This window comes from Rhizobium sp. CFBP 13726, assembly GCF_014841925.1.
GTDB lineage: Bacteria > Pseudomonadota > Alphaproteobacteria > Rhizobiales > Rhizobiaceae > Neorhizobium > Neorhizobium soli.
The window spans coordinates 528,082-547,010 of the sequence record NZ_JACYUU010000003.1 but is presented as its reverse complement, the minus strand read 5'-3'; the positions used below and the strand labels follow the sequence as shown (position 1 = coordinate 547,010).

Here is an 18,929-nt window from a genome sequence, read left to right as displayed (position 1 = left end):
CTTGCCTACAGCCCGGTGAATACAAGCGGAAACCCGCGCACGAATTCCTCGATCATGGAGGCGATGCCGAGATAGAGAAGGAAGATACCACCCATCAGCGCATAAGGCGTCGAGATGAAGTAGACCGGGATCTGCGGCGCCATCTTGTTGATCATTCCGACAGCGACGTTGAACATGATTCCGTAGACGAGGAAGGGGCTCATCAGCCTCAAGACGATCATGAACGTCGCCGACAACGTATCCGTCAGGGTGATCAGAATGCGGCGTGGATTGAGACCTTCGGCGAGCGGAATGGTCGTGTAGGAATCGACCAGCGATCTGATGACGATGTGATGGAAGTTCAGCATGAACAGGACGAGCAGGCCGGACAGAGTCAGAAGACTGGTCAGCTGGCTTTCCGACGAATCTTCCAGCACGTCGGATCCGGGCGGACCACTGAACGAGATCGACATGGCGATGGCGGCGCCTGCAAACTGCAGGCCCGAGGCATAAAGGCGGGCGATCAGGCCGAATACGGCCCCGACCAGGGTTTCAGACGCAATCAGCAGGCCAAGACCCGCAGCATCACCGGAAACCCTGGGGTAGATCGTATCCCAGACCATGGGCAGCACCGCCATGGACAGTGCGACCGACAGAAACAGTCTGACTTCCATGGGCAATCTGGCAGACGAGAACCCGGGCATGATCATGATGCAGCCGCCGATTCGACAGAATGCAAGAAAGAGAGCGATGACCGTGCCCTGCGGGTCCGTTATCATGAGATCGATCCAAGTACCTTGATCTCGGTGCCCTTTGCCAGCTCGACATGCGACAGGACGGGAAGGGTTGCGAACAGCCGCTCGATGATCATGCGCACATAAGAGCGTGTCTCCGGCGACGTGACAAGTACGAAGGGCATACCCTTGTCCATGTATTCACGGATGACTTTGCCCGCCTGTTCGCTGAACTCTTCGAGCGAGCGCGGATCGATGTCGAAATCGATGATGTCGCCCTTGGGATCGCGCTTGATTGCCTGGTGGAACAGAAGGTCCCATTTGGAGCCGAGACGCAGGACGCGCAGGATGCCGTTGTCGGCAAGATCGCCGCAGATCTGCTGGGCCATGCGGACGCGCACGTGCTCGACGAGCTGCTCGGTCTTGCGGACATGCGGCGCGAGTTCGGCGAGGGCCTCGAGAATGAGGTGCAGGTTGCGGATCGAGACGCGTTCGGCGAGCAGAAGCTTCAGAACCGCCTGCAGTCCCGAGTAGGACATGTGCGACGAGCACATCTCATCGGCCAGCTTCTTGTATTCCGGATCGAGACGCTCGATGAGGATCTTGACGTCCTTGTAGGATAGAAGCTGCGGCAGGTTGTTGCGGATGACTTCGCTGACATGGGTCAGAAGCACCGAGACGTTGTCGATCGGGTGGAAGCCTTCGCGCTTCAGATCCTCGACGAAATGCTCGAGCACCGATACGGCCGGCATGCCGAACGTGGGTTCGCGAACCTCGTCGCCGGGAACCGACGGCTTGCGATCCTTGCCGACGATGACGAGGACTTCGCCCAGTCGCAGCGTGCTGCTGGCGACCGTCGTCCCGTGAATGCGGATCTGGTAGGACTTTTCCGGGATCTGGATATCGTCGACGACCTTGATTTCCGGCACGACGAACCCGTATTGCGTGGCGAAGCGCTTGCGCATCTTGCCGACCCGGAACCCGAGTTCCTGGTGTGCGCCGAGAAGACGCGGCGATACCTGCTTGCCGAGCGCCAGTTCGATTTCTGCCGTCTTGAGGACGTTCTTGACCGAATCCTTTTCCGCGTCGCGGTTTTCGACGACCTTCTTTTCTTCGCTTTCGCGCACCCTCTGGTTCTCGGCTGCGATCTGCCGCGGAATGACCCAGCCGGCACCAGCGAGAAGAAGCGCAAGCGTCATGAACGGCATGAACGGCAGGCCGGGCACCAGTGCCAAAGTTGCCATCATGCCGGCGGCCACCCACAGGGCGCGGGGATAGCCGCTCAACTGGCCGATGACAGCTGCGTCTGTGGAACCCTGGGTACCGCCGCGGGTGACGATAAGGCCGGCTGCGAGCGACACGATCAGCGCCGGAACCTGCGACACGATACCATCGCCGACCGACAGCTTGACGAAGACGTCGGCGGCTTCGCCGATTTCCATGCCGTGACGGAAGTAACCGATGATGATGCCGCCGAACACGTTGATCGTGGTGATCAGCAGGCCGGCGACCGCGTCACCGCGAACGAATTTGGAGGCACCGTCCATGGCGCCGAAGAACGAGCTTTCCTCTTCCAGCTCGCGGCGGCGCAGCTGCGCCTCCTTCTCGTCGATGATACCGGCGGACAGATCCGCGTCGATCGACATCTGCTTGCCGGGAATAGCGTCGAGGGTGAAGCGCGCGCCGACTTCGGCGATACGCGTTGCACCCTTGGTGATGACGATGAAGTTGACGACGATCAGGATCAGGAAGACGATCAGACCGATCACGAAGTCGCCGGACATGACGAGGTTCGCAAAGCCCGCGATCACGCCGCCGGCGGCGGTATGGCCCTCGTGGCCATGCGAAAGAATGACACGCGTGGTGGCAATATTGAGCGCCAGCCGGATCATCGTCGCGATCAGCAGGATCGTCGGGAAGGACGAGAAGTCCAGCGGCCGCTGGATCCACAGCGCCACCATCAGGATCAGGACGGAAAAGGCGATCGAAAACGCCAACCCGATATCGATCATGAAGACCGGCACCGGCAGGAACAGGATGCACAGGATGGCCATGATACCGACGGCAAAGCCGATATCGCGGCCATTCGGCGCGGCCTTCACGGGGGTAATGGACGTCTTCGTCATTGCCATATGCGGTATCTCTTCATGAGATTAGAAAGGCGCGTGCTGCGCCCATGGATCGCGCAAAAAGCAAGACATGATAATGCCCGGACCTGTTGCGACAGATCCCTTCTAGGCAGCGAAGCTTGTGTGAGGGTGTCCGCCATCATCGCAGGCGAAGCGTGCGAGCAAGCCTCGCAGCCTTGGCAGCCGTGCGCTAGAAACCGGACTGGACGCGCGAAAAGACGAGATCGGTGAAAAGCGAGATCTGGCCGCCGATGAAGGGAGCGGCAATCCCGAGCGCCAGCATGACGGCGACGATCTTGGGCACGAATGTCAGTGTCATTTCCTGGATCTGGGTCAGCGCCTGAATGAGCGCCACGACCATGCCGACAATCATCGCGGTCAGCACTGCCGGGCTTGAGGCGATGAGAATCGTCCATATCGCCGAGTGCATCATGTCGAGAGCATCGGCTTCATTCATTGCAGGATCATCCGGGGCATTGGTGTCGTGGCCATCATCATCTGGCGCGAATCGCATGCGGATGATGACAGCCACCGACCGCCAATGCAATTGAGCGACCGGTACTGCCCCCGGCAAAACCGCAGGCTCGCCTGCAATTTCAGGAATTCAGTCGGATCAGGACTCCGAGGACTTCGTCGCAGATATCGTGATCCCGTCGCCGATCGTGATCTCCTTGCCAGCCTCGGTCGTTGCAACCAGACCGTCGGACGTGACTTCGATCGATTCGACCACACCGCTGGTCTTGCCATCACTGCTGGTGATCGTCTTGCCGATATAGGACGAGGCGTTCGACAGCGACGACTGTGCGATCAGGCTTTCCAGGTTGGTGTTCGTCTGGATCGACTGTTCGACCTGCGAGAAGGTTGCAAGCTGCGAGATCTGTTCGCTGGCATCCAGCGGATCGGTCGGATCCTGGTTCTGCATCTGGGCGATCAGAAGCTGCAGGAAAGCGTCGTAATCGAGCGAAGCGCTTGCCGCAGCGGATGAAGCCTTCGACGAACTGGTTGCAGTCGTCGAGGTTGCGGACGATACCGTATCTACTGCCATAGCCCCATCTCCTTGCGCAGACCGGCGATAGCAGCCGGCGCGACTTCCTTGCTGTTCAGGATGCGCTCTTCGACAGGATAGAGCGCGCGGATTGCCTTCAGTGCTTCAAAAGCGCGATCGGAGGCAACAAGCGCATCGATCTGCTTGAGCTCGTCGATGATTTCCGGATTGCGGAAGCATGCGAGCAGCATCATGACCGACCGGCGGAACATGGTCACGGCCTGGTCCTTGCCTTCCGGATTGATCAGCATCATCTGCGCGATGAAGTACAGCTGACGAAGCGGGGTCGTCGTATCCTCGGGCTGGAGAACATGGTTTTCCAGCAGGAACGTAACGTTGTTGAGGAATTCGAGAGAAACCTTGCGATCAACACGCAGGACTGCGCCGTTGATGAAGATCTTTTCGCCGGACTTCAGCGAGATACGCAGTGTGCTTTTCATCTTAGGCCATCCCTGATGATGGTAGTCACGTCGATAATGCCCTGGTAATTGTCGGACTGCTTCTTACGAATGCGTTCGCATTCCTTCAGTATCCAAAGGGCGATGGAGATCAGCTTTGCGCGCAGCTCGATGCCGAGCTCGTTGTCGGGCTGGTTGAGGTCTTCGATAAACCGGGTCCAGACCCTGCGCGTATAATGGATGGCCTCGACGGCCTCGCGTCCATAATGCGATTTGTTCGGGACTGCAGAGAGGAGCTCAATGGAGCGGGCCAGAACCTGGCGTTCTCTCTCTCTAGCGCTTGCGAGGTCATCCTTGATTACCTCGGCATACGCAAACTGGAACATGCTTGCTTCCTTCATGTTGCAAACCAAATGCCGCGGGGCAACTACCCATTATAGATAGTTGACGAGGCTCAGTCCCTGGATCTTGGAGGTGATGGTGTATGAGGTCTCTACTTGCGTCAACAACGTGTTGAGACGCACCGAAGCATCATAAGTATCCACGCCGACGAGATCTGTCAGTTGGGTGTTGATGATATCCATTTGCGCCGACATGGCGGTATTGGCCTTTTCGACGCGCTCCTGGGAAAGACCCATGGAAGAGCGCTCAGCATCGATGCCGGACACCGATAGGCCGGCAAGATTGGTAACGGTCGCGTTGACCTTGTTCAGTGCATCGGCGGACAGGCCGGCCGTCGCCAACTGGGACGTGATCAGGCTGCCGAGAACGAGGTTCTTGAAGCCATCGGCATTCAAGCTCGTCGAAGTGGTGACGGTCTCAGACGTGCTGACACGACCGGTCATCTTGGTGTCGGACGCGTTTGTCCAGCCGGACCAGTCGAAGGACGACGTATAGTCGTCTAGGAAGGTCGCCATCTGGCTGGACGATATATCCGATGCGCTGGAGATACCGTTGGCCGACATGAAGCTCGAAAACTGCGTGTTGAAGTCGTCCGTCAGGTCGGTGATGAAGCTGTCGTCCAGAGGCGCGGCATCGGTGTTGATGCCGGAAAACAGATACTCGCCATTGACCGAGACGTTTGCGTAGCTGACGAAATTCTCGAGCACGGACGTCGCCGTATCGGCAGAAACCTGCAAGCTCGTCTTGTCGCTGCTGCCGGAGAGCGCGACCAGCGAATCCAGCAGCGTCTGGCCGGAGTCGGACATCTGCTCCATCGCAAGCTGCGAGGAATCCATTCGCTGATTGGTCAGCGAATTGGAATCGATGATTGCCTGCAGCCGTGATGACTCGCGGCCGTAATCGAGGCTTGCAGACGTCCGCGTACCGAGTTCCAGACCCGTATCCGCATAGGTACCGTTGACCGATTCCTTCTGCAGCTTGGCGATCTCGGTCTGCGAGTTCTGTACGGTCAGCTGCATTGTCTGGCTGACGGACAGGGTTGAGATGGATGTCGTCTTCATGACTTAGTTCGCAGCCTCCATCAGCGCCGCCAGCATCTCGTCGATGGTCGACAAGAGCTTTGAGGCCGCCTTGTAGGATTGTTCGACATCGAGGAGGAGGATCAGTTCCTCATCGAGATTGACGCCCGTTGCGTTGGAATAGGCCTCGGTTGAACGCGACAGCATGGCCGTCGTGGTTTCCGCAGCATTTGTGGCTCCGCTCCGGTATTCCTCGACCCAGCCGACGGAATCCGTTGAGTAATCCAGCAATGTGGCCTTGTCGCCGATCTTGGCGGCAGGATCAAATTCCATGGAAGTCTCGAAGCCCGAGACATATTCGCTGAGCAACGTGGAAAAGCCGCTCGCGCTTTCGGTGTTGACGCTGGCACCCGAAATCGAGCCGTCCCTGAGCTTGGTGGGGTCGGCGACCGCCTCGGCATTGACCGTGATGATCCCAGCCAGGCCGGTGATGATCTCAGCCGTTTCGAAATCGACTTCGTCGCCCGTGGCCGTCGTGAAAAGACCGGCGATCTGGCTTGCGCCATCTGTTTCGGAAAACAGGGAAATCAGGCCGCGGGCGATTTCGTCGAGCTGGTCCTGGTACGTTGGATAGACCTCGTCACGCAGCTGGACGAGTGCCTGAAGCGACCCTTGCGCCGTCGTGTCGCTGCTCTGGCCGGCCTTCAGCTCCACGCCGTCGATATAGACTGCGCCGCCGACTGTCGTTGCATCGTAACCCGCAGTCGAATCGAACGTTACAGGCCGTGCCGTGCTTTCGAACAGCGTGATGCCGCCATTCGTATAGATCGACATGTCGTTGTTGTCGCGCGTCGCGGTGCTGATGCCGACGATGCCGGAAATCTGCTTGAGCAGGCTTTCGCGGGTATCGAGAGCGTTGTTGCCGTCGGTGCCGGCCGCAGCCGCCGTCACAACCGCCTTGTTGGCCTGCTCGAACTGCGCAAGCAGCTTATTGAGCTTGTCAACCTGGCCGGAAATCTGGGCGTCGGTGCCAGCCCGAAGCTGCTGCACTTCGGTGGTGCTGGTATTGAGAGCCGTCGCAACATCGACCGCCGAGTTGACCGCAGCCGAAGCCAGCGTCACGTCTCCGGGGGTCGCCGCGTAGGTCTGCAGCGCGTCCCGCAGTTCGGACAGTGCCGTGGACGGAGCAAGCGAATACCCGTCCCCGCCCATGATTGTGTAGACGGATTCCAGTCCGGCCAGCAATGTCTGCTGTCCAGCATCGTCGGCCGTAGACGAGAGTGTCTGCTTCAGCAGCGCGGCGTCTTCCGTCCGCGCTGTCTGAACGGTCGTGGCACCGGTATAGGCGTTCGTGACAGTCGCTGCGGAACGGCGGTTGTAATCGCTGTTCCCGACGTTTTGAACGTTTGTCGACAACACCCCCGTCTGCGTGGCGGTGTTGTTCAAGATATTCTTTGTCGTACTCAGTGCCGATGCGAGTGACATCGCTTAACTCCTGAAACTACCGGACCAGATTAATCAGTACGTCCATCAGATCGGAACCGGTCTGGAACACTTTGGAATTGGCGCTATAGCTGCGCTGCGCTTCGATCATCTCGGTCAGTTCGTTGGCCAGATCGACGTTGGAGGTTTCGAGCGCGCCCGAAACGATCTCGCCAAATCCGCTGGAGCCGGCAAAGCCGAGGGTGACCACGCCGGAGCTGCTCGTCGTGCGGTAGACGTTACCGGAGGAGACTTCGAGGTTGTCGGGGCTTTCGACCGTCGCCATGGCGATCTGGTACAGCGACTTCGACGAACCGTCCGCATAGACCGCGTTGATCGTGCCGTCTGATTCGATCTTGACGCTGGAGATGGAGCTCGGCGCGCTGCCGTTGACGCTGCCGCTCGAGATGTTCGACTTGGCCGACAGCTGCGTCATGCCGGCGAGATCGAACTTGATCCCGTTGACCGTGACAGAAAGCTCCTCGGCACCGTCAACTGCTTCAAGCTTGCCGGACGAATTGAACGCGAGCGACAGGTTGGCGAGTTCGCCATCACCGCCATAGGGGAAGCTGCCGGTGCCGGTCGTGCTTGCGTCAGCTGCGTTATAGACGCTGAGCTGCCATTCGCCTGCAGCCGTCTTCGAGAAATAGAAGTCGTAGACAATCGGGTTGCCGAGGCTGTCGTAGCTGGTCAGCGACGTCTTCAACGTGCTGTCCATGTCGACGTCGACATCTTCGGTGTTGTCGGACGGCAGGTCGGCGGCGACGACATCGGATGCACTGTTGAGGTTGCCGGAGAGCGACCCGGAGGTCGACGCGACCGCACTCAGTTCCGAGCCGCCGACATTGATCGGGACCAGGCCGTCATAGCTGTTGACGACGGTCGTCGGGGTTCCGGAATCGTAGGAGTAACCGAGGAGCGTATAGCCGGCAGAGTTGACCAGGTTGCCCTGCTCGTTCGGCGTAAAATCGCCGGAACGGGTCAGAAAGGTCTCGCCCGCTGAATTCTGTACGACGAAAAATCCGTCGCCCTGGATGGCAAGATCGGATCCTGACGTGGTGTATTCGAGAGCACCCTGCTCAGAAATCGAATACTTCACGCTGGTTTCGACACCACCGGAATTGTATGAGCCGGCCGTCGATGGCAGCACTAGCGACGAAAACTGCGTGGACGACTTTTTGTAGGCAGTCGTTGACGAGTTAGCAATGTTATCGCCAACGGTGCCCAAGCGGTTTGCCTGCGCATTCATGCCCGATACGGCGGTTTTCATAGTTCCGAAAAGGCTCATAGCAATCCTCGTTGCACTTAGGCTTATGACTTTAGGGGATGGGCCTTGCGTGAAGCTGTCTGCGTGCTTGCATCGAGCGCTGATCTGCGTCGAAGTCGAGGGCCTTATCTGTCTGAGAAAAAAGACAAATCGAGCACGCAAAAAAAATGGCACCTCATATTTGGGTGCCATTTTCAGGGTTAGTTCCAGTCGATGCAGTATCCTAGGAACCGCTTCGAATCGATGGGATCGAAGCCTAGTTTCTTGCGAAGCTTCTTGCGAAGCTTGCTGATGTGGCTTTCGACCACGTTCTCTTCGACGTCCTCGTCGAACACGCCGTAGATGGCGTTGAAGATCTGCGACTTGGAAACCCGACGGCCGCGATTGGCAATCAAGTATTCCAGGATACGGCGTTCGCGCCGTGGAAGTGCAAACGCTTCGCCTTCGACTTCGGGATCGCGGCCATCGGAGAAAACCCGGATCGCGCCGATGTCGGTGTGATTGGCAACCGCGTTCAGGCGGCGGCGGATAGCCGCTGCCCGTGCCAGAATTTCCCTTGGATGAACCGGCTTGCGCACAACGTCATCGACACCGCAGTCGAAAAGCGCAAGCGTGGATTCCAGGGACGGCTGATCGCTGACAGCGATTACCGGTGCACTGCTGCGTCCACGGATTGCCCGTGGCAAATCATGGATCAGGTCGCCCTGACCAATCAAAAACGCCTCGATTGCAGCAATATCGGCTTCCGCTGCCGAATTCACCCAATCTGTAAATTCTTCCGGATCAAACCCGGTAGAAGGAACGCCTTCGCGCCCAAACAAAGACGTGTAACCGTCTTTCACTATTTCTCGTTCATCAACCACTACGATCATTCGTCCGCCTCCGAATCAATATCGCATCTCTGTGAGAGAGTGATACGAATCGTCAGGAATCTGGGCAACTAGAGGAAGTAACAGGGGCTTGCTAATAATTGATTAACCATGTCGCGCCGATTTGGTACTAGATCTAGTGGAAAAAGGGTGGCCTCCCCATAATGCGCGGTGGAAAATTAATTTTTGAGAAAATGCTCACTTGAAAACGCAGTTTGAACGCATTCTCTCATCGGCAGCCGTAAACAGATATTAGATTTCACTAATTTCTATTTCAGGTTGCGCTCGGACCACAAAAATTCGTCGCGTTCCGCGTCCATTTTCCGAAGTCGGTGGCAACAAGATTGGCGATCACCCGGCACACATAGCGCTGCTGCGCCGGATTGTTGTTGGGACCGGCATGATATCTGGCGACTGCCATCGTCCATGTCTCGTGCTTGTCGTGCAGCCGTTTCAGAAATAGCGCCGCATATTCGACGTTCTTTCTCGGGTCGAGCATGTCCGGAACCGAGGCAAACTCCTCGCCATGGAAGTGGTGATTGATCTGCATGCAGCCGAGATCGATCAGCTTGGCGCCCGTGCTCTTCGCCTGGGTAAAGAGCTGCATCGCCTCCTGCACAGACGACGCGAAATAGGCCTTGCCTTCGATATTCAGCGCATAGGGACTGAGCGATCCCTTGCGGCCGGTCTCGGTCAGTCCCACCGAGTAAAGGATGCCTTCAGGGACGCCGTATTTTCGCGCTGCGGCTTGGATCTGGGCCTCGCAGATGCTGACCTGTTCCGAGGTGATCTTGCCGTTTCCAGTCTGGCCAGTCCCTGGCTCGGCGGTTCGGGCCTGATCGCGCCGCTGCGGCGCGCCGGCGCGCTTCTGCGTCCCGGGCTGCGCGGCGTTGGGCACGTCTGCCTGCTGAGGAGGCTGCTGGGTGGCGTAGAGCTGCCAGGCGCGGGCTTCGAGCGCGCTACAGGTAAATGTCGCCAGTGCCAGTGCTGCCGATGTCAGTTTCAACGACAGTCTCATTGCGCTTCTCCATGTCGTTGCGATTGCCGTCGTTGGAGCGGCCACCCTGAGCCTGTCCCTGCTGGCGAGCTGCCTCGCCGTCGCGGGCGAGCTGCTGCTGTGTCTGGGCGCCGCTGCCGCCCTGCTGCTGGTCTGCAGACGAGTTCGAGCTGTCGGTCGACGGCGCCATGCTGACGGTCACCTGGTCGACGTTGAAGCCCTGGGCCCGCAAGGCATCGAGCATCGGCTTGCTGTCGTCGCTGAGCTCGCGATAGGCCATGCTGCTGTGGACGGTAAGATGGATGCTCAGCTGATCTCCCACCAGCCGCATATGCGCGGTCACGGTACCGAGATTGTCGGGCGTCAGCTGGAGCTTGAGCGTATTGACCACGCTGCCGGTGCCGGATGTGCGGGTCGGATCGGTCAGCGCGGAAGACGGCTGCATGGCCGCGGTCCATTCCCTGTTGCTGGAGGCGGCACTCAAAAGATTGCTGGCATTTTCGCCGACGCCAAAGCCGAGATAGCGCCGCGAGTCGAGAACCGTGACGGTTTCGGTGTTGGCTGTGCCTGGAAGGCTGTCCTGCAGGTCGGATCCGCCGTCCGCGCCTGTGACGATCGACAGGCTGACAGCCGCAATCGCATCTCCGGCTTTCTGGAAGCGGTAGGATTTAACGTCTGTCTGGGGTTCTGCCTCGCCCGTATCGAGGAAATCGAACGACGTGGCAGCATCCGTGTCGTCGGACGGCATGCTGGCGTCCGTCTTATCGTTCGACATCCCCGTCTCGGTCACGGAGATCATGGCCGACAGTGCGGCTATATCCGCGGACTGGGCCGGGTTACCGGTCTCGACGCTGGCCGTCAGATTGAGCAGTGCCGCTGTTGAGAGTGCAGCCGTTGAATCTGGCACAGCGGTCGCGAGGGCCGCTCCTTGGCTTTCATCGTCCGGCACGTCCTTCGAAAGCACATCGGCGATCTTCGCCTTTCCATCGTCGCCAGCAACAGTCGTGACGCGCTTGGTTGCAGTAGCAACCATCTGGGTAACGTCGATCTGGCCGCCGGCCTTGTCCGGGCTACCGGTCTGTTTGATGTTGCCTGTTTGGTTGAGGCTGTCACTCTGGTCCTGACCCGGAATCTCTTCCGGCAAGGCTTGTCCGACGAGCTCTTCTTTGACCGCCTCGTCTACAGACGGCGCCGGAACCGGCTGGGCGACCGGGTGCGGCACGACCACCTGCGGGGCTGCGACCGGAAGCTCGGCTGCAGCCTGGACAAGCGTTGCAGCGGATGGAGCAGCGGTATCCGCAGGTTCCGTCGGCTTGAAGTTTGCGGCAAGCGACGTCAGGTCGGTAAGCGTCTTGAAGCGGGAACTGCCGAGCGAAATCTTTCCCGTCCCGGATCCGTCCTCGGCAACCGCCGTGCCGTTCTCTGTCGATTTCCCGGCATCGGCGTCCGCGTCTGTCAGCACCTGGGCAAATTCGCCGGCTTCGCCGTTCTGCGGCGATGCCTTTCCGAAAAGAGTCCCGACCTGCCCGTCTGATACTGCCTTAACCGAAGCGCCTGCTACGTTCGTCATTCATATGCCTCATCGCTGAGCAGGTCGTCGATCTGCTTCAGCTTCATTCTGTTCTGCTCTACATAGGTCTGGAGGCTTGCCTCCATTTCCGGATTCTCGGTCTTTGCTGCGGGCTTGGCCACAGAGGTGGTCGGTGCCGGCGCCGAAGGAATGGTGGCGGACGCCGTCGCAGCCTGACCCGCTTCGCCCGCGGGCATCACCACCGGCTCTGCCGATACGCTCGAGGTTTCGGGTGCCATCAGGATCTGTTCGACGACCTTTTGCGCCGCTGCACGCAGGTTCCTGTCGCGTTCGGAAAGCGCGCCATCGGGGATCTGCGACAGACTCTTTGCCGCTTCCACAACGTTACTGGACGAAATGCTGGCAAGATCGCCATACAGCTGCCCGATCGCATTGTTCTCCGAACCGGGACTGGGGGAGAGACGTTCCGCGTTCAATGCCGCAAAGCGAGCCAGATCCTTGTTGCCCGCGAGCAAGGCGCGCCTGGATACCCGGAGGTAGAATTCGTGCGCGCGCGGATCGTCCATCATTGAGACGACGTCGGTCCAGCGGCTCCGGTCACCCTTCCCATCATCGTCAGTGGCAAGTTGCACGAACATGTCGATAAACTGGCTGGCATAGGGAGAATAGAGAAAACGACGGACGTATTTCGCCGCCAGATCGAAGCCCCTGCCCGGCTCCGTCGGTAGGATCACGGCAAGCGACCGTCTGAGCGCTGCCTCTTCCAGATTGGTCCCGGGTGCGAGCAGCCGAACCTGATCGAAATAGCCGATCGCCTTGGCGGGGTCGGCATTCGCCGTGATGTTGCCGGCGACGAGCGCCAGATAGGGGCCAACCGGGCTTGTGCCATACTCCTTGACCAACCCCTCGAATGCAGCGACCGCCGTCAGGCCCTGCCCCTGGAAATAGCGACGGAGAACGCGCGCCAACCGGCCATCGAATTCACCGTCGACATCGCGTGCCGCAAGAAAATCCAGCGTCTGCGGATTGCCGCCACTCATGGCGAATACGAAAACCGCATCGACGTTGCGGGGATCCTTGAACACATCAGGTGATGCCGTGCGTAGCCGCTGGTCGAGTGTCTTGAGAAGGAAGCGCTGCATTTCGTTGGCGGAATGATCGCCCGCGACGATCGCGTCCTGCAGATATTGCAGGGAGCGGATCATCTTGTATGGCTCAAGATCCTCACTGGCCACGGCGTTGCCCGCAGCGGCGAGAAAAACCCCGGCGACCAGTGAGCGCAGCAAGTTATGGCGATCGCGCGAACGCATCATCTCGATTTATCCGTTGCCCAGCAGGATTTCGATACGGCGGTTGGCGCCGCTCATCGGATCATCGACGTTTTGAAGTCGCCGGTCGGCAAATCCAGAGACCTGCTTTACCCTCTCCTCGTTCAAGCCGCCCCGCACGAGCATGTAATAGGCCGCATGCGCGCGGGACATTGACAGGCTCCAATTGTCTCCGGTGCGTCCCTTGAAGGGCCGTCCGTCCGTGTGGCCACGAATGATCACCGACCCTGGACGCGCGGCCAGGAGTTTGCCGATCTTTTCCATGGCGAGCACGAGCTCCTTGCCGGGCAATGCGGATCCGACATTGAACATCGCGGTATTTGCTTCGTCCGAGATCGTGATCAGCGTGCCGCCTTCGGCCGGCTGCACCACGATGCCCTCGGCCAGCTTGCCGGCAATCCCCGCGACCTGCGCCTGAATTTCCTTCTGAAGCTCTTCGGCCTTGTCCTGCCCGGCGGCGTCGAGTTCAGCCTTTACCTTCTTGACCGATGCATCGGAAGCATCGGGCGCTGAGACGGCATCGGGCTTAACCGATACTGGGACAGTTTCCACGGCGGGCGGCTGGGAAAAGGCGCTCGCCTGCTCGCCCGGCAGACTCGTGTCCGAAGCGAGCTTGGCTTGCGCCGGTGTGTCGAGCTGCTTGCTCCAGAAATCCGGATCGAAAGGATCGCGATAGGCTTCTCCGCCATCCGCACCGGTGGACGGACCGGAATCGCTCGCGCCGCCCTCGCCCTTCGTGCTGACATTGGCCTGTTGGCCTACTTCCTGAGCGATGCTGGCAAGCACGGAATAGGGATTCTGGAACAGAGCTGCTTCGGAAAAGGTCATGTCGTCGCCAGAGGCGGAAATGGACTCGCCATCCATGCCCGCCTTGCCGCCGCCCGTCTTGTCGTTCTCCACGGTGGACTTCTTGTCGGAATCTTCGCCCTTGGCCTGATCCGACGGCTTCTTGATGCCCTTGGATGCGGGCGTGTCGTCAGACAGCGGCACGGGATTGAAATAGCTCGCGAGCGATGCCTTCGTTTCCTCATTGGCGGCGTTGACCAGCCACATGACGAGAAAGAAGGCCATCATGGCGGTCATGAAGTCGGCGAACGCAATCTTCCACGCACCGCCGTGATGGCTGTCGTGATCGCCGCGGTGACGCTTGATGATGATGATTTCGTTTTTGCCGTGATGATGGTTCTCAGCTTCGCTCATGCCAGCACCCTCTCAAGGTCGGCGGCAAAGGCAGAAAGGCGCGTCACGAGAAGCGAATCACCGATCTCGACGCGGATGTCGGTGTCATCTGTGTGGACGAACGACACCGCATCGCCTTTCTCCTCAAGCTGGGCTTTGAGAAGATCGCAGAGGTGCTCCGGTCCGAAAACCGTAATCTGCTCCAGAATTTCCTTGGCGAGCGTCGGTTTCAGCTCCTCGACAAGCTCGTTGATAGCGCCGCGCATCACCTGTTCTTTGAGCAAGGGAGACAGAACGCGGGCCGTCGCCTCGGACAGTTCGGCAGAGACCCGCGACGCGAGATCCGGAAGAGCCTTCGAGAGATAATCGGCCAACCCGTCCTCGAACTGGAGACGCTGCTGTTCGATCTCCTGCGCATGCTGTTCCTTCAGCGCTTCGAGCTCTTCGGCATGCTGCGCCGTCAAGGATTGGGTCGCCGCAAGATGACCTTCATCATAGGCTTCGCGACGCTCGGCCTCGAGATCGACTTCTACGGTCTGCGCAAAGCTTTCCAGCGCCGGCATCTCGGCGGGCGACGCAAAGTGAGAGGGCGTTTCTATCGGGGCCGCAAGCAGCGCAGCCTCGGCGCCGAAATCTCTGAGATACCGCGCAAGTGGGGAATTCATCAACGCACTCCATCAACGTCGTTTGCGGAACAAGGCCGCAACGTCTCACGCATCGCCCGTTCTGTGATGCTCCACACCGGCCTCCGGCCCGCGCCCGATCGCCGGGGCGGCGGAGTTCGCCATGGGAATAGATCAGAAATTAGGAAGTTAAACTTGTGCGAGGATGATGCAGTCCTCGTGAACCTGAACGACAAGGTGCGACGACACCAAGATACCTGACACCTACGCCGCAAGAGCCGTGCCGCAAATGCAATCGGCCGCGCTCGAAAGCGCGGCCGGCATAATTTCGCTGGTATGTTCAATCTTACTGCTGGAAAAGCGTAAGAATGTTTTCGGAGCTGGAGTTTGCAATCGACAGCGACTGGACGGCCAGCTGCTGCTGCGTCTGCAGAGCAGACAGTCTGGCAGACTCTTCTTCCATGTCGGCATCGACGAGGCGGCTGATGCCTTCTTCGATCGCATCCGTCAGAGTCCCGGCATAGCTGGTCTGAAGGTCGATACGGGTGGTCAGCGCGCCGAGGGCAGCACCAGCATCCGTGAGGCTGGAGAGAGCCAGTTCGACATTGTCGAGATATTCTGCGAGTTCTGTGTCCGTGGTGTCGGCCGTCAGCGCAATGTCCATGACATCGCCGAGGAGACCGCCCGAGCCGACACCGTCAGTGATAACTTCGAACATGGCGTTGGTTGAAACGTCATAGGATGCCGTCGTGACTTCGACCGTACCGTCGTCGTTGCGGATAAAGCCGTCGACGACCGATTCTGGCTCGGCGCCGTCTTCTGCAACCATCCAGTTCTCACCGCTGAACGAAGCACCTTGGGCGATCGAGGACAGCTGTTCCTGCAGCTTGGTGATTTCAAGCTGGATCTGTGCCTTGTCGGTCGAATTTTCGTTCGCGGTGACGATCTTCGACTTGATTTCGTTGACGACGTCGATAGCGCTTTCCATGGCGGCGTAGGCCGTATCGACCTTTGCAGCACCAACTCCCAGAGCGTCGGTCGCAGCCACCAAAGCGTCCTTGTCGGAACCCATCGTGGTCGAGATCGACCAGTAGGCAACGTTGTCGGAGGCCTCGGATACGCGATAGCCCGAGGATACACGGCTCTGCGCCTGCTCCAGGCTATCGTTGATACCCCTCAACGTCTGAAGTGCAGAGTTTGCGGCGTTGTTGGTCAAGATGCTGGTCATTAAAACTGCCCCTTATGGCATTGGATGGGAGGGCATCCCGGGTGTTCCGGTAACGACGATCAGCTTCATGCCTGCCGCGCCCTTGCATTCGGCTCGCCGTTGCGATGGACACAGAAAATCATCTTATGGTTAATGGAGGGTTAAAGCGGGAACAAAAGTTAACGCGGGCTGGAACATTTTTAGCTTTCGCGAACGAAGATTAATGGGCGGTAGGTTTTAGGGGACCCTGAATGACTGCCTCCACGGTCTGCTCGCAGGATAGAGGTGGAAAGGATCCCATCGTTGCACCGCAGCTGCAACGCGGCTCCGACGCCGCAGCGCGTTCCACCTTCGGACAGCCTTCTGAACCAACCTGCAATGGCATGAATTTGCTTTTGTTTTGAAGTCATTAACCACGCTGGAAGCTGTTTTAGCAATGCCACCAGATTTAATACCTTGGCAAGGAATGGCTGCGAAATTGCAGCCTAGATGACGGGCTTGGATCCGGTAAGGAACAAGAGGCATGAAGCCGGGCCGTCATTTGCCGGTGACACTACCGAACCCGGTATGTCCTCCTTTTTTGTATAGAGTCCAAGGGGACAATCCATGACTAGCATCAACTTTAATTCTTCTGCTTCGTCCGCTCTTCAGACACTGAGCACCATCAACAAGAGCCTGGAGCAGACGCAGAACAGCGTTTCGACCGGCTACAAGGTGAGCAAGGCTTCGGATAACGTTGCCTACTGGTCGATCTCGACCACGATGAATTCCGACAAGGGCGCCCTCAACGCTGCTTCCGACGCTCTGGGCGTTGGCGCTGCCAAGGTTGATACCGCCTATGCCGCCATGGAAAGCGCCATCGACGTCGTCAACGAAATCAAGGCCAAGCTTGTTACCGCTTCGGAAAGCTCGACCGACAAGGCTCAGATCCAGCTCGAAGTCGGCAAGCTGAAAGAACAGCTGTCCTCGATCGCCGAAGGCGCTTCGTTCAGCGGTGAAAACTGGATCGTCCAGGGCGACCAGACAACTGCAAGCGTTGTCGACGGCTTCGTTCGCGACTCCGAAGGTGCGGTCAAGGTTACGACGGCAACCTACGACATCACCAACAATGCATTGTTCGAGTCTGTTGACGCCGGCGTCGGCGCGGGCGGCATCCTCGGCGACCTGATGGAAACCGCAGACCTCACGGACGCGACGACGGACGCGGAAATCGCGACCTACCTCGAAACCGTTGAAACGGCTCTTTCCAGCATGACGATCGCTGGCGGCGCACTTGGTGCTCTGACCACCCGTATCGACCTGCAGTCGGAATATTCCGGCCAGCTTTCTGACGCGATCGAAGAAGGCGTAAGCCGCCTGGTCGACGCCGACATGGAAGAAGAATCTGCCAAGCTGTCTGCCCTGCAGACCCAGCAGCAGCTCGCCATCCAGTCGCTGTCGATCGCGAACTCCTCTTCGCAGAACGTGCTCTCGCTGTTCCAGTAAGAAGACCAGCCTTCACGTCTGGTTTGTTCAAGGAAAGCCCCGGGTCATCCCCGGGGCTTTTTTCGTACCTTCGATCCGGCCATGGTAAAGAAAGATCTTTTTTCTCGTCAAAGACCGTCTACCTTCGGACTTCATTAACGTTAATGCTGTTATCTAAGCTCATCTAAGCGGCGGGCCGGAATGAGTGAGTATTTTCCGACTGGCATGATGCACTCAGGCCGCTTTCCGGTGCTTCCGGAATGTCCCCTCTTTTTTGTTTTGCCTAGGGGTTTAGTAACATGACGAGTATCCTTACCAACAGCGCAGCCAATGCTGCACTCCAGACGCTCAGCAGCATCAACAAGGGCCTGGAAGACACTCAGGACCGCGTTTCTTCCGGCTACAAGGTCAGCAAAGCATCGGACAACGTTGCTTACTGGTCGATCTCCACCACAATGAATTCCGACCAGAAGGCGCTCAATGCCGCTACCGACGCACTTGGCGTTGGCGCTGCAAAGGTCGACACTGCCTACGCCGCGATGGAAAGTGCCATCGACGTCGTCAACGAGATCAAGTCCAAGCTCGTTACGGCAACGGAAACCTCGACCGACAAGGAACAGATCCAGCTCGAAATCGACAAGCTGCAGGAACAGCTGTCGTCGATCGCGCAGGGTGCATCCTTCAGCGGCGAGAACTGGATGGTCACCGGCGACCAGACCGACGGTACGGTCGTAGACGGCTTCGTCCGCAGTGACGACGGCACCGTCAAGGTAACGTCCGCCACCTACAGCATCTCCACCTTTGCACTGTTCGACGACGTTACCGGCGGCGTCGGCACCGACGGCATCCTCGGCGAGGTCATGGACATCGATCTGTCCACGATCGCTGACGAAACTGAAATCGCGGCGATGCTCACCACGGTTGAAGATGCTCTCGCCACGATGACCATCGGCGGCGCCGCTCTCGGTGCTCTGACTACACGTATCGATCTCCAGACAGACTATTCCAACCAGCTTTCGGACGCCATCGATGAGGGCATCAGCCGTCTCGTAGACGCTGACATGGAAGAAGAGTCTGCCAAGCTGTCTGCCCTGCAGACGCAGCAGCAGCTCGCTGTCCAGTCGCTGTCGATTGCGAATTCCAGCTCGGAAAACATCCTCACGCTCTTCCAGTAAGACGCGTTTGGTTCAACATACGAAAGAAAGGCCGCGCTCAATGCGCGGCCTTTTTTCGTTGGTTTGGTTGGGATTGCAGCTTCGCCTGCGAGACGACCCGC

Annotated in this window: 18 protein-coding genes; 2 read left to right on the top strand and 16 right to left on the bottom strand. The window is 58.7% G+C overall.

Features of this window, described 5'->3' with window-relative positions:
- Positions 1-5: 5 nt before the first annotated feature.
- The 16 genes from fliR to IFT66_RS16525 form a co-directional block, all read right to left on the bottom strand.
- Positions 6-758: a flagellar biosynthetic protein FliR gene (gene fliR / locus IFT66_RS16600; protein WP_062453789.1), complete on the bottom strand. Its 753-nt coding sequence runs from the start codon at positions 756-758 to the stop codon at positions 6-8.
- The gene (gene flhA, locus IFT66_RS16595; protein ID WP_192078293.1) at positions 755-2,839 is read right to left on the bottom strand and encodes a flagellar biosynthesis protein FlhA; all 2,085 of its coding nucleotides are present in this window, start codon (positions 2,837-2,839) and stop codon (positions 755-757) included. The genes fliR and flhA overlap by 4 nt, the downstream gene beginning before the upstream one ends.
- A 193-nt stretch (positions 2,840-3,032) precedes the next feature.
- A complete protein-coding gene (fliQ, locus tag IFT66_RS16590; RefSeq protein WP_062454868.1) occupies positions 3,033-3,299 on the bottom strand; it encodes a flagellar biosynthesis protein FliQ in 267 nt (88 codons plus the stop codon).
- Between the two features lie 156 nt (positions 3,300-3,455).
- Positions 3,456-3,887, bottom strand: a complete 432-nt coding sequence (gene flgD / locus IFT66_RS16585) for a flagellar hook assembly protein FlgD (RefSeq protein ID WP_092661202.1) — start codon at positions 3,885-3,887, stop codon at positions 3,456-3,458.
- Positions 3,878-4,327, bottom strand: coding sequence for a flagellar biosynthesis repressor FlbT (gene flbT / locus IFT66_RS16580; RefSeq protein WP_062453791.1), 450 nt, complete (start codon positions 4,325-4,327; stop codon positions 3,878-3,880). Before flbT ends, flgD begins: the two co-directional genes overlap by 10 nt.
- Entirely contained in the window at positions 4,324-4,671 is a 348-nt protein-coding gene (gene flaF / locus IFT66_RS16575; protein ID WP_062453792.1) for a flagellar biosynthesis regulator FlaF, read from the bottom strand. The genes flbT and flaF overlap by 4 nt, the downstream gene beginning before the upstream one ends.
- Before the next feature lie 48 nt (positions 4,672-4,719).
- A complete protein-coding gene (locus tag IFT66_RS16570) occupies positions 4,720-5,748 on the bottom strand; it encodes a flagellar hook-associated family protein (RefSeq protein WP_092661200.1) in 1,029 nt (342 codons plus the stop codon).
- A 3-nt stretch (positions 5,749-5,751) separates the two neighbouring features.
- Positions 5,752-7,191, bottom strand: a complete 1,440-nt coding sequence (gene flgK, locus IFT66_RS16565; RefSeq protein WP_192078248.1) for a flagellar hook-associated protein FlgK — start codon at positions 7,189-7,191, stop codon at positions 5,752-5,754.
- A gap of 16 nt (positions 7,192-7,207) precedes the next feature.
- Positions 7,208-8,476: a flagellar hook protein FlgE gene (locus tag IFT66_RS16560; protein ID WP_192078247.1), complete on the bottom strand. Its 1,269-nt coding sequence runs from the start codon at positions 8,474-8,476 to the stop codon at positions 7,208-7,210.
- 179 nt (positions 8,477-8,655) lie between these two features.
- On the bottom strand, positions 8,656-9,327 hold the full coding sequence (locus IFT66_RS16555) for a response regulator transcription factor (protein WP_062579110.1): 672 nt from the start codon (positions 9,325-9,327) through the stop codon (positions 8,656-8,658).
- A 271-nt stretch (positions 9,328-9,598) separates the two neighbouring features.
- Entirely contained in the window at positions 9,599-10,114 is a 516-nt protein-coding gene (locus tag IFT66_RS16550) for a transglycosylase SLT domain-containing protein (RefSeq protein WP_062454870.1), read from the bottom strand.
- Positions 10,115-10,283: 169 nt separating this feature from the next.
- A complete protein-coding gene (gene fliK / locus IFT66_RS16545) occupies positions 10,284-11,891 on the bottom strand; it encodes a flagellar hook-length control protein FliK (RefSeq protein WP_192078245.1) in 1,608 nt (535 codons plus the stop codon).
- Positions 11,888-13,165 (bottom strand): chemotaxis protein, encoded by a 1,278-nt coding sequence (locus IFT66_RS16540; RefSeq protein WP_174195624.1) that lies wholly within the window; start codon positions 13,163-13,165, stop codon positions 11,888-11,890. The genes fliK and IFT66_RS16540 overlap by 4 nt, the downstream gene beginning before the upstream one ends.
- 6 nt (positions 13,166-13,171) lie before the next feature.
- The gene (locus IFT66_RS16535; protein ID WP_192078244.1) at positions 13,172-14,380 is read right to left on the bottom strand and encodes a MotB family protein; all 1,209 of its coding nucleotides are present in this window, start codon (positions 14,378-14,380) and stop codon (positions 13,172-13,174) included.
- Entirely contained in the window at positions 14,377-15,024 is a 648-nt protein-coding gene (locus IFT66_RS16530; protein ID WP_192078243.1) for a hypothetical protein, read from the bottom strand. The genes IFT66_RS16535 and IFT66_RS16530 overlap by 4 nt, the downstream gene beginning before the upstream one ends.
- Before the next feature lie 304 nt (positions 15,025-15,328).
- Complete coding sequence (locus IFT66_RS16525; protein WP_062453801.1) at positions 15,329-16,210, bottom strand: flagellin N-terminal helical domain-containing protein; 882 nt, start codon at positions 16,208-16,210, stop codon at positions 15,329-15,331.
- Positions 16,211-16,795: 585 nt separating this feature from the next.
- Between IFT66_RS16525 and IFT66_RS16520 the strand changes: the two genes are divergently transcribed.
- Complete coding sequence (locus IFT66_RS16520; protein WP_062579100.1) at positions 16,796-17,674, top strand: flagellin N-terminal helical domain-containing protein; 879 nt, start codon at positions 16,796-16,798, stop codon at positions 17,672-17,674.
- A gap of 278 nt (positions 17,675-17,952) precedes the next feature.
- Entirely contained in the window at positions 17,953-18,828 is an 876-nt protein-coding gene (locus tag IFT66_RS16515; protein WP_062453803.1) for a flagellin N-terminal helical domain-containing protein, read from the top strand.
- Positions 18,829-18,929 lie beyond the last annotated feature (101 nt).

Excerpts from the sequence above, each read along its gene's own strand:
- fliR (WP_062453789.1), bottom strand. The coding sequence starts at position 758 with ATGATAACGGACCCGCAGGGCACGGTCATCGCTCTCTTTCTTGCATTC.
- flhA (WP_192078293.1), bottom strand. The coding sequence starts at position 2,839 with ATGACGAAGACGTCCATTACCCCCGTGAAGGCCGCGCCGAATGGCCGC.
- fliQ (WP_062454868.1), bottom strand. The coding sequence starts at position 3,299 with ATGAATGAAGCCGATGCTCTCGACATGATGCACTCGGCGATATGGACG.
- flgD (WP_092661202.1), bottom strand. The coding sequence starts at position 3,887 with ATGGCAGTAGATACGGTATCGTCCGCAACCTCGACGACTGCAACCAGT.
- flbT (WP_062453791.1), bottom strand. The coding sequence starts at position 4,327 with ATGAAAAGCACACTGCGTATCTCGCTGAAGTCCGGCGAAAAGATCTTC.
- flaF (WP_062453792.1), bottom strand. The coding sequence starts at position 4,671 with ATGTTCCAGTTTGCGTATGCCGAGGTAATCAAGGATGACCTCGCAAGC.
- IFT66_RS16570 (WP_092661200.1), bottom strand. The coding sequence starts at position 5,748 with ATGAAGACGACATCCATCTCAACCCTGTCCGTCAGCCAGACAATGCAG.
- flgK (WP_192078248.1), bottom strand. The coding sequence starts at position 7,191 with ATGTCACTCGCATCGGCACTGAGTACGACAAAGAATATCTTGAACAAC.
- IFT66_RS16560 (WP_192078247.1), bottom strand. The coding sequence starts at position 8,476 with ATGAGCCTTTTCGGAACTATGAAAACCGCCGTATCGGGCATGAATGCG.
- IFT66_RS16555 (WP_062579110.1), bottom strand. The coding sequence starts at position 9,327 with ATGATCGTAGTGGTTGATGAACGAGAAATAGTGAAAGACGGTTACACG.
- fliK (WP_192078245.1), bottom strand. The coding sequence starts at position 11,891 with ATGACGAACGTAGCAGGCGCTTCGGTTAAGGCAGTATCAGACGGGCAG.
- IFT66_RS16540 (WP_174195624.1), bottom strand. The coding sequence starts at position 13,165 with ATGATGCGTTCGCGCGATCGCCATAACTTGCTGCGCTCACTGGTCGCC.
- IFT66_RS16535 (WP_192078244.1), bottom strand. The coding sequence starts at position 14,380 with ATGAGCGAAGCTGAGAACCATCATCACGGCAAAAACGAAATCATCATC.
- IFT66_RS16530 (WP_192078243.1), bottom strand. The coding sequence starts at position 15,024 with ATGAATTCCCCACTTGCGCGGTATCTCAGAGATTTCGGCGCCGAGGCT.
- IFT66_RS16525 (WP_062453801.1), bottom strand. The coding sequence starts at position 16,210 with ATGACCAGCATCTTGACCAACAACGCCGCAAACTCTGCACTTCAGACG.
- IFT66_RS16520 (WP_062579100.1), top strand. The coding sequence starts at position 16,796 with ATGACTAGCATCAACTTTAATTCTTCTGCTTCGTCCGCTCTTCAGACA.
- IFT66_RS16515 (WP_062453803.1), top strand. The coding sequence starts at position 17,953 with ATGACGAGTATCCTTACCAACAGCGCAGCCAATGCTGCACTCCAGACG.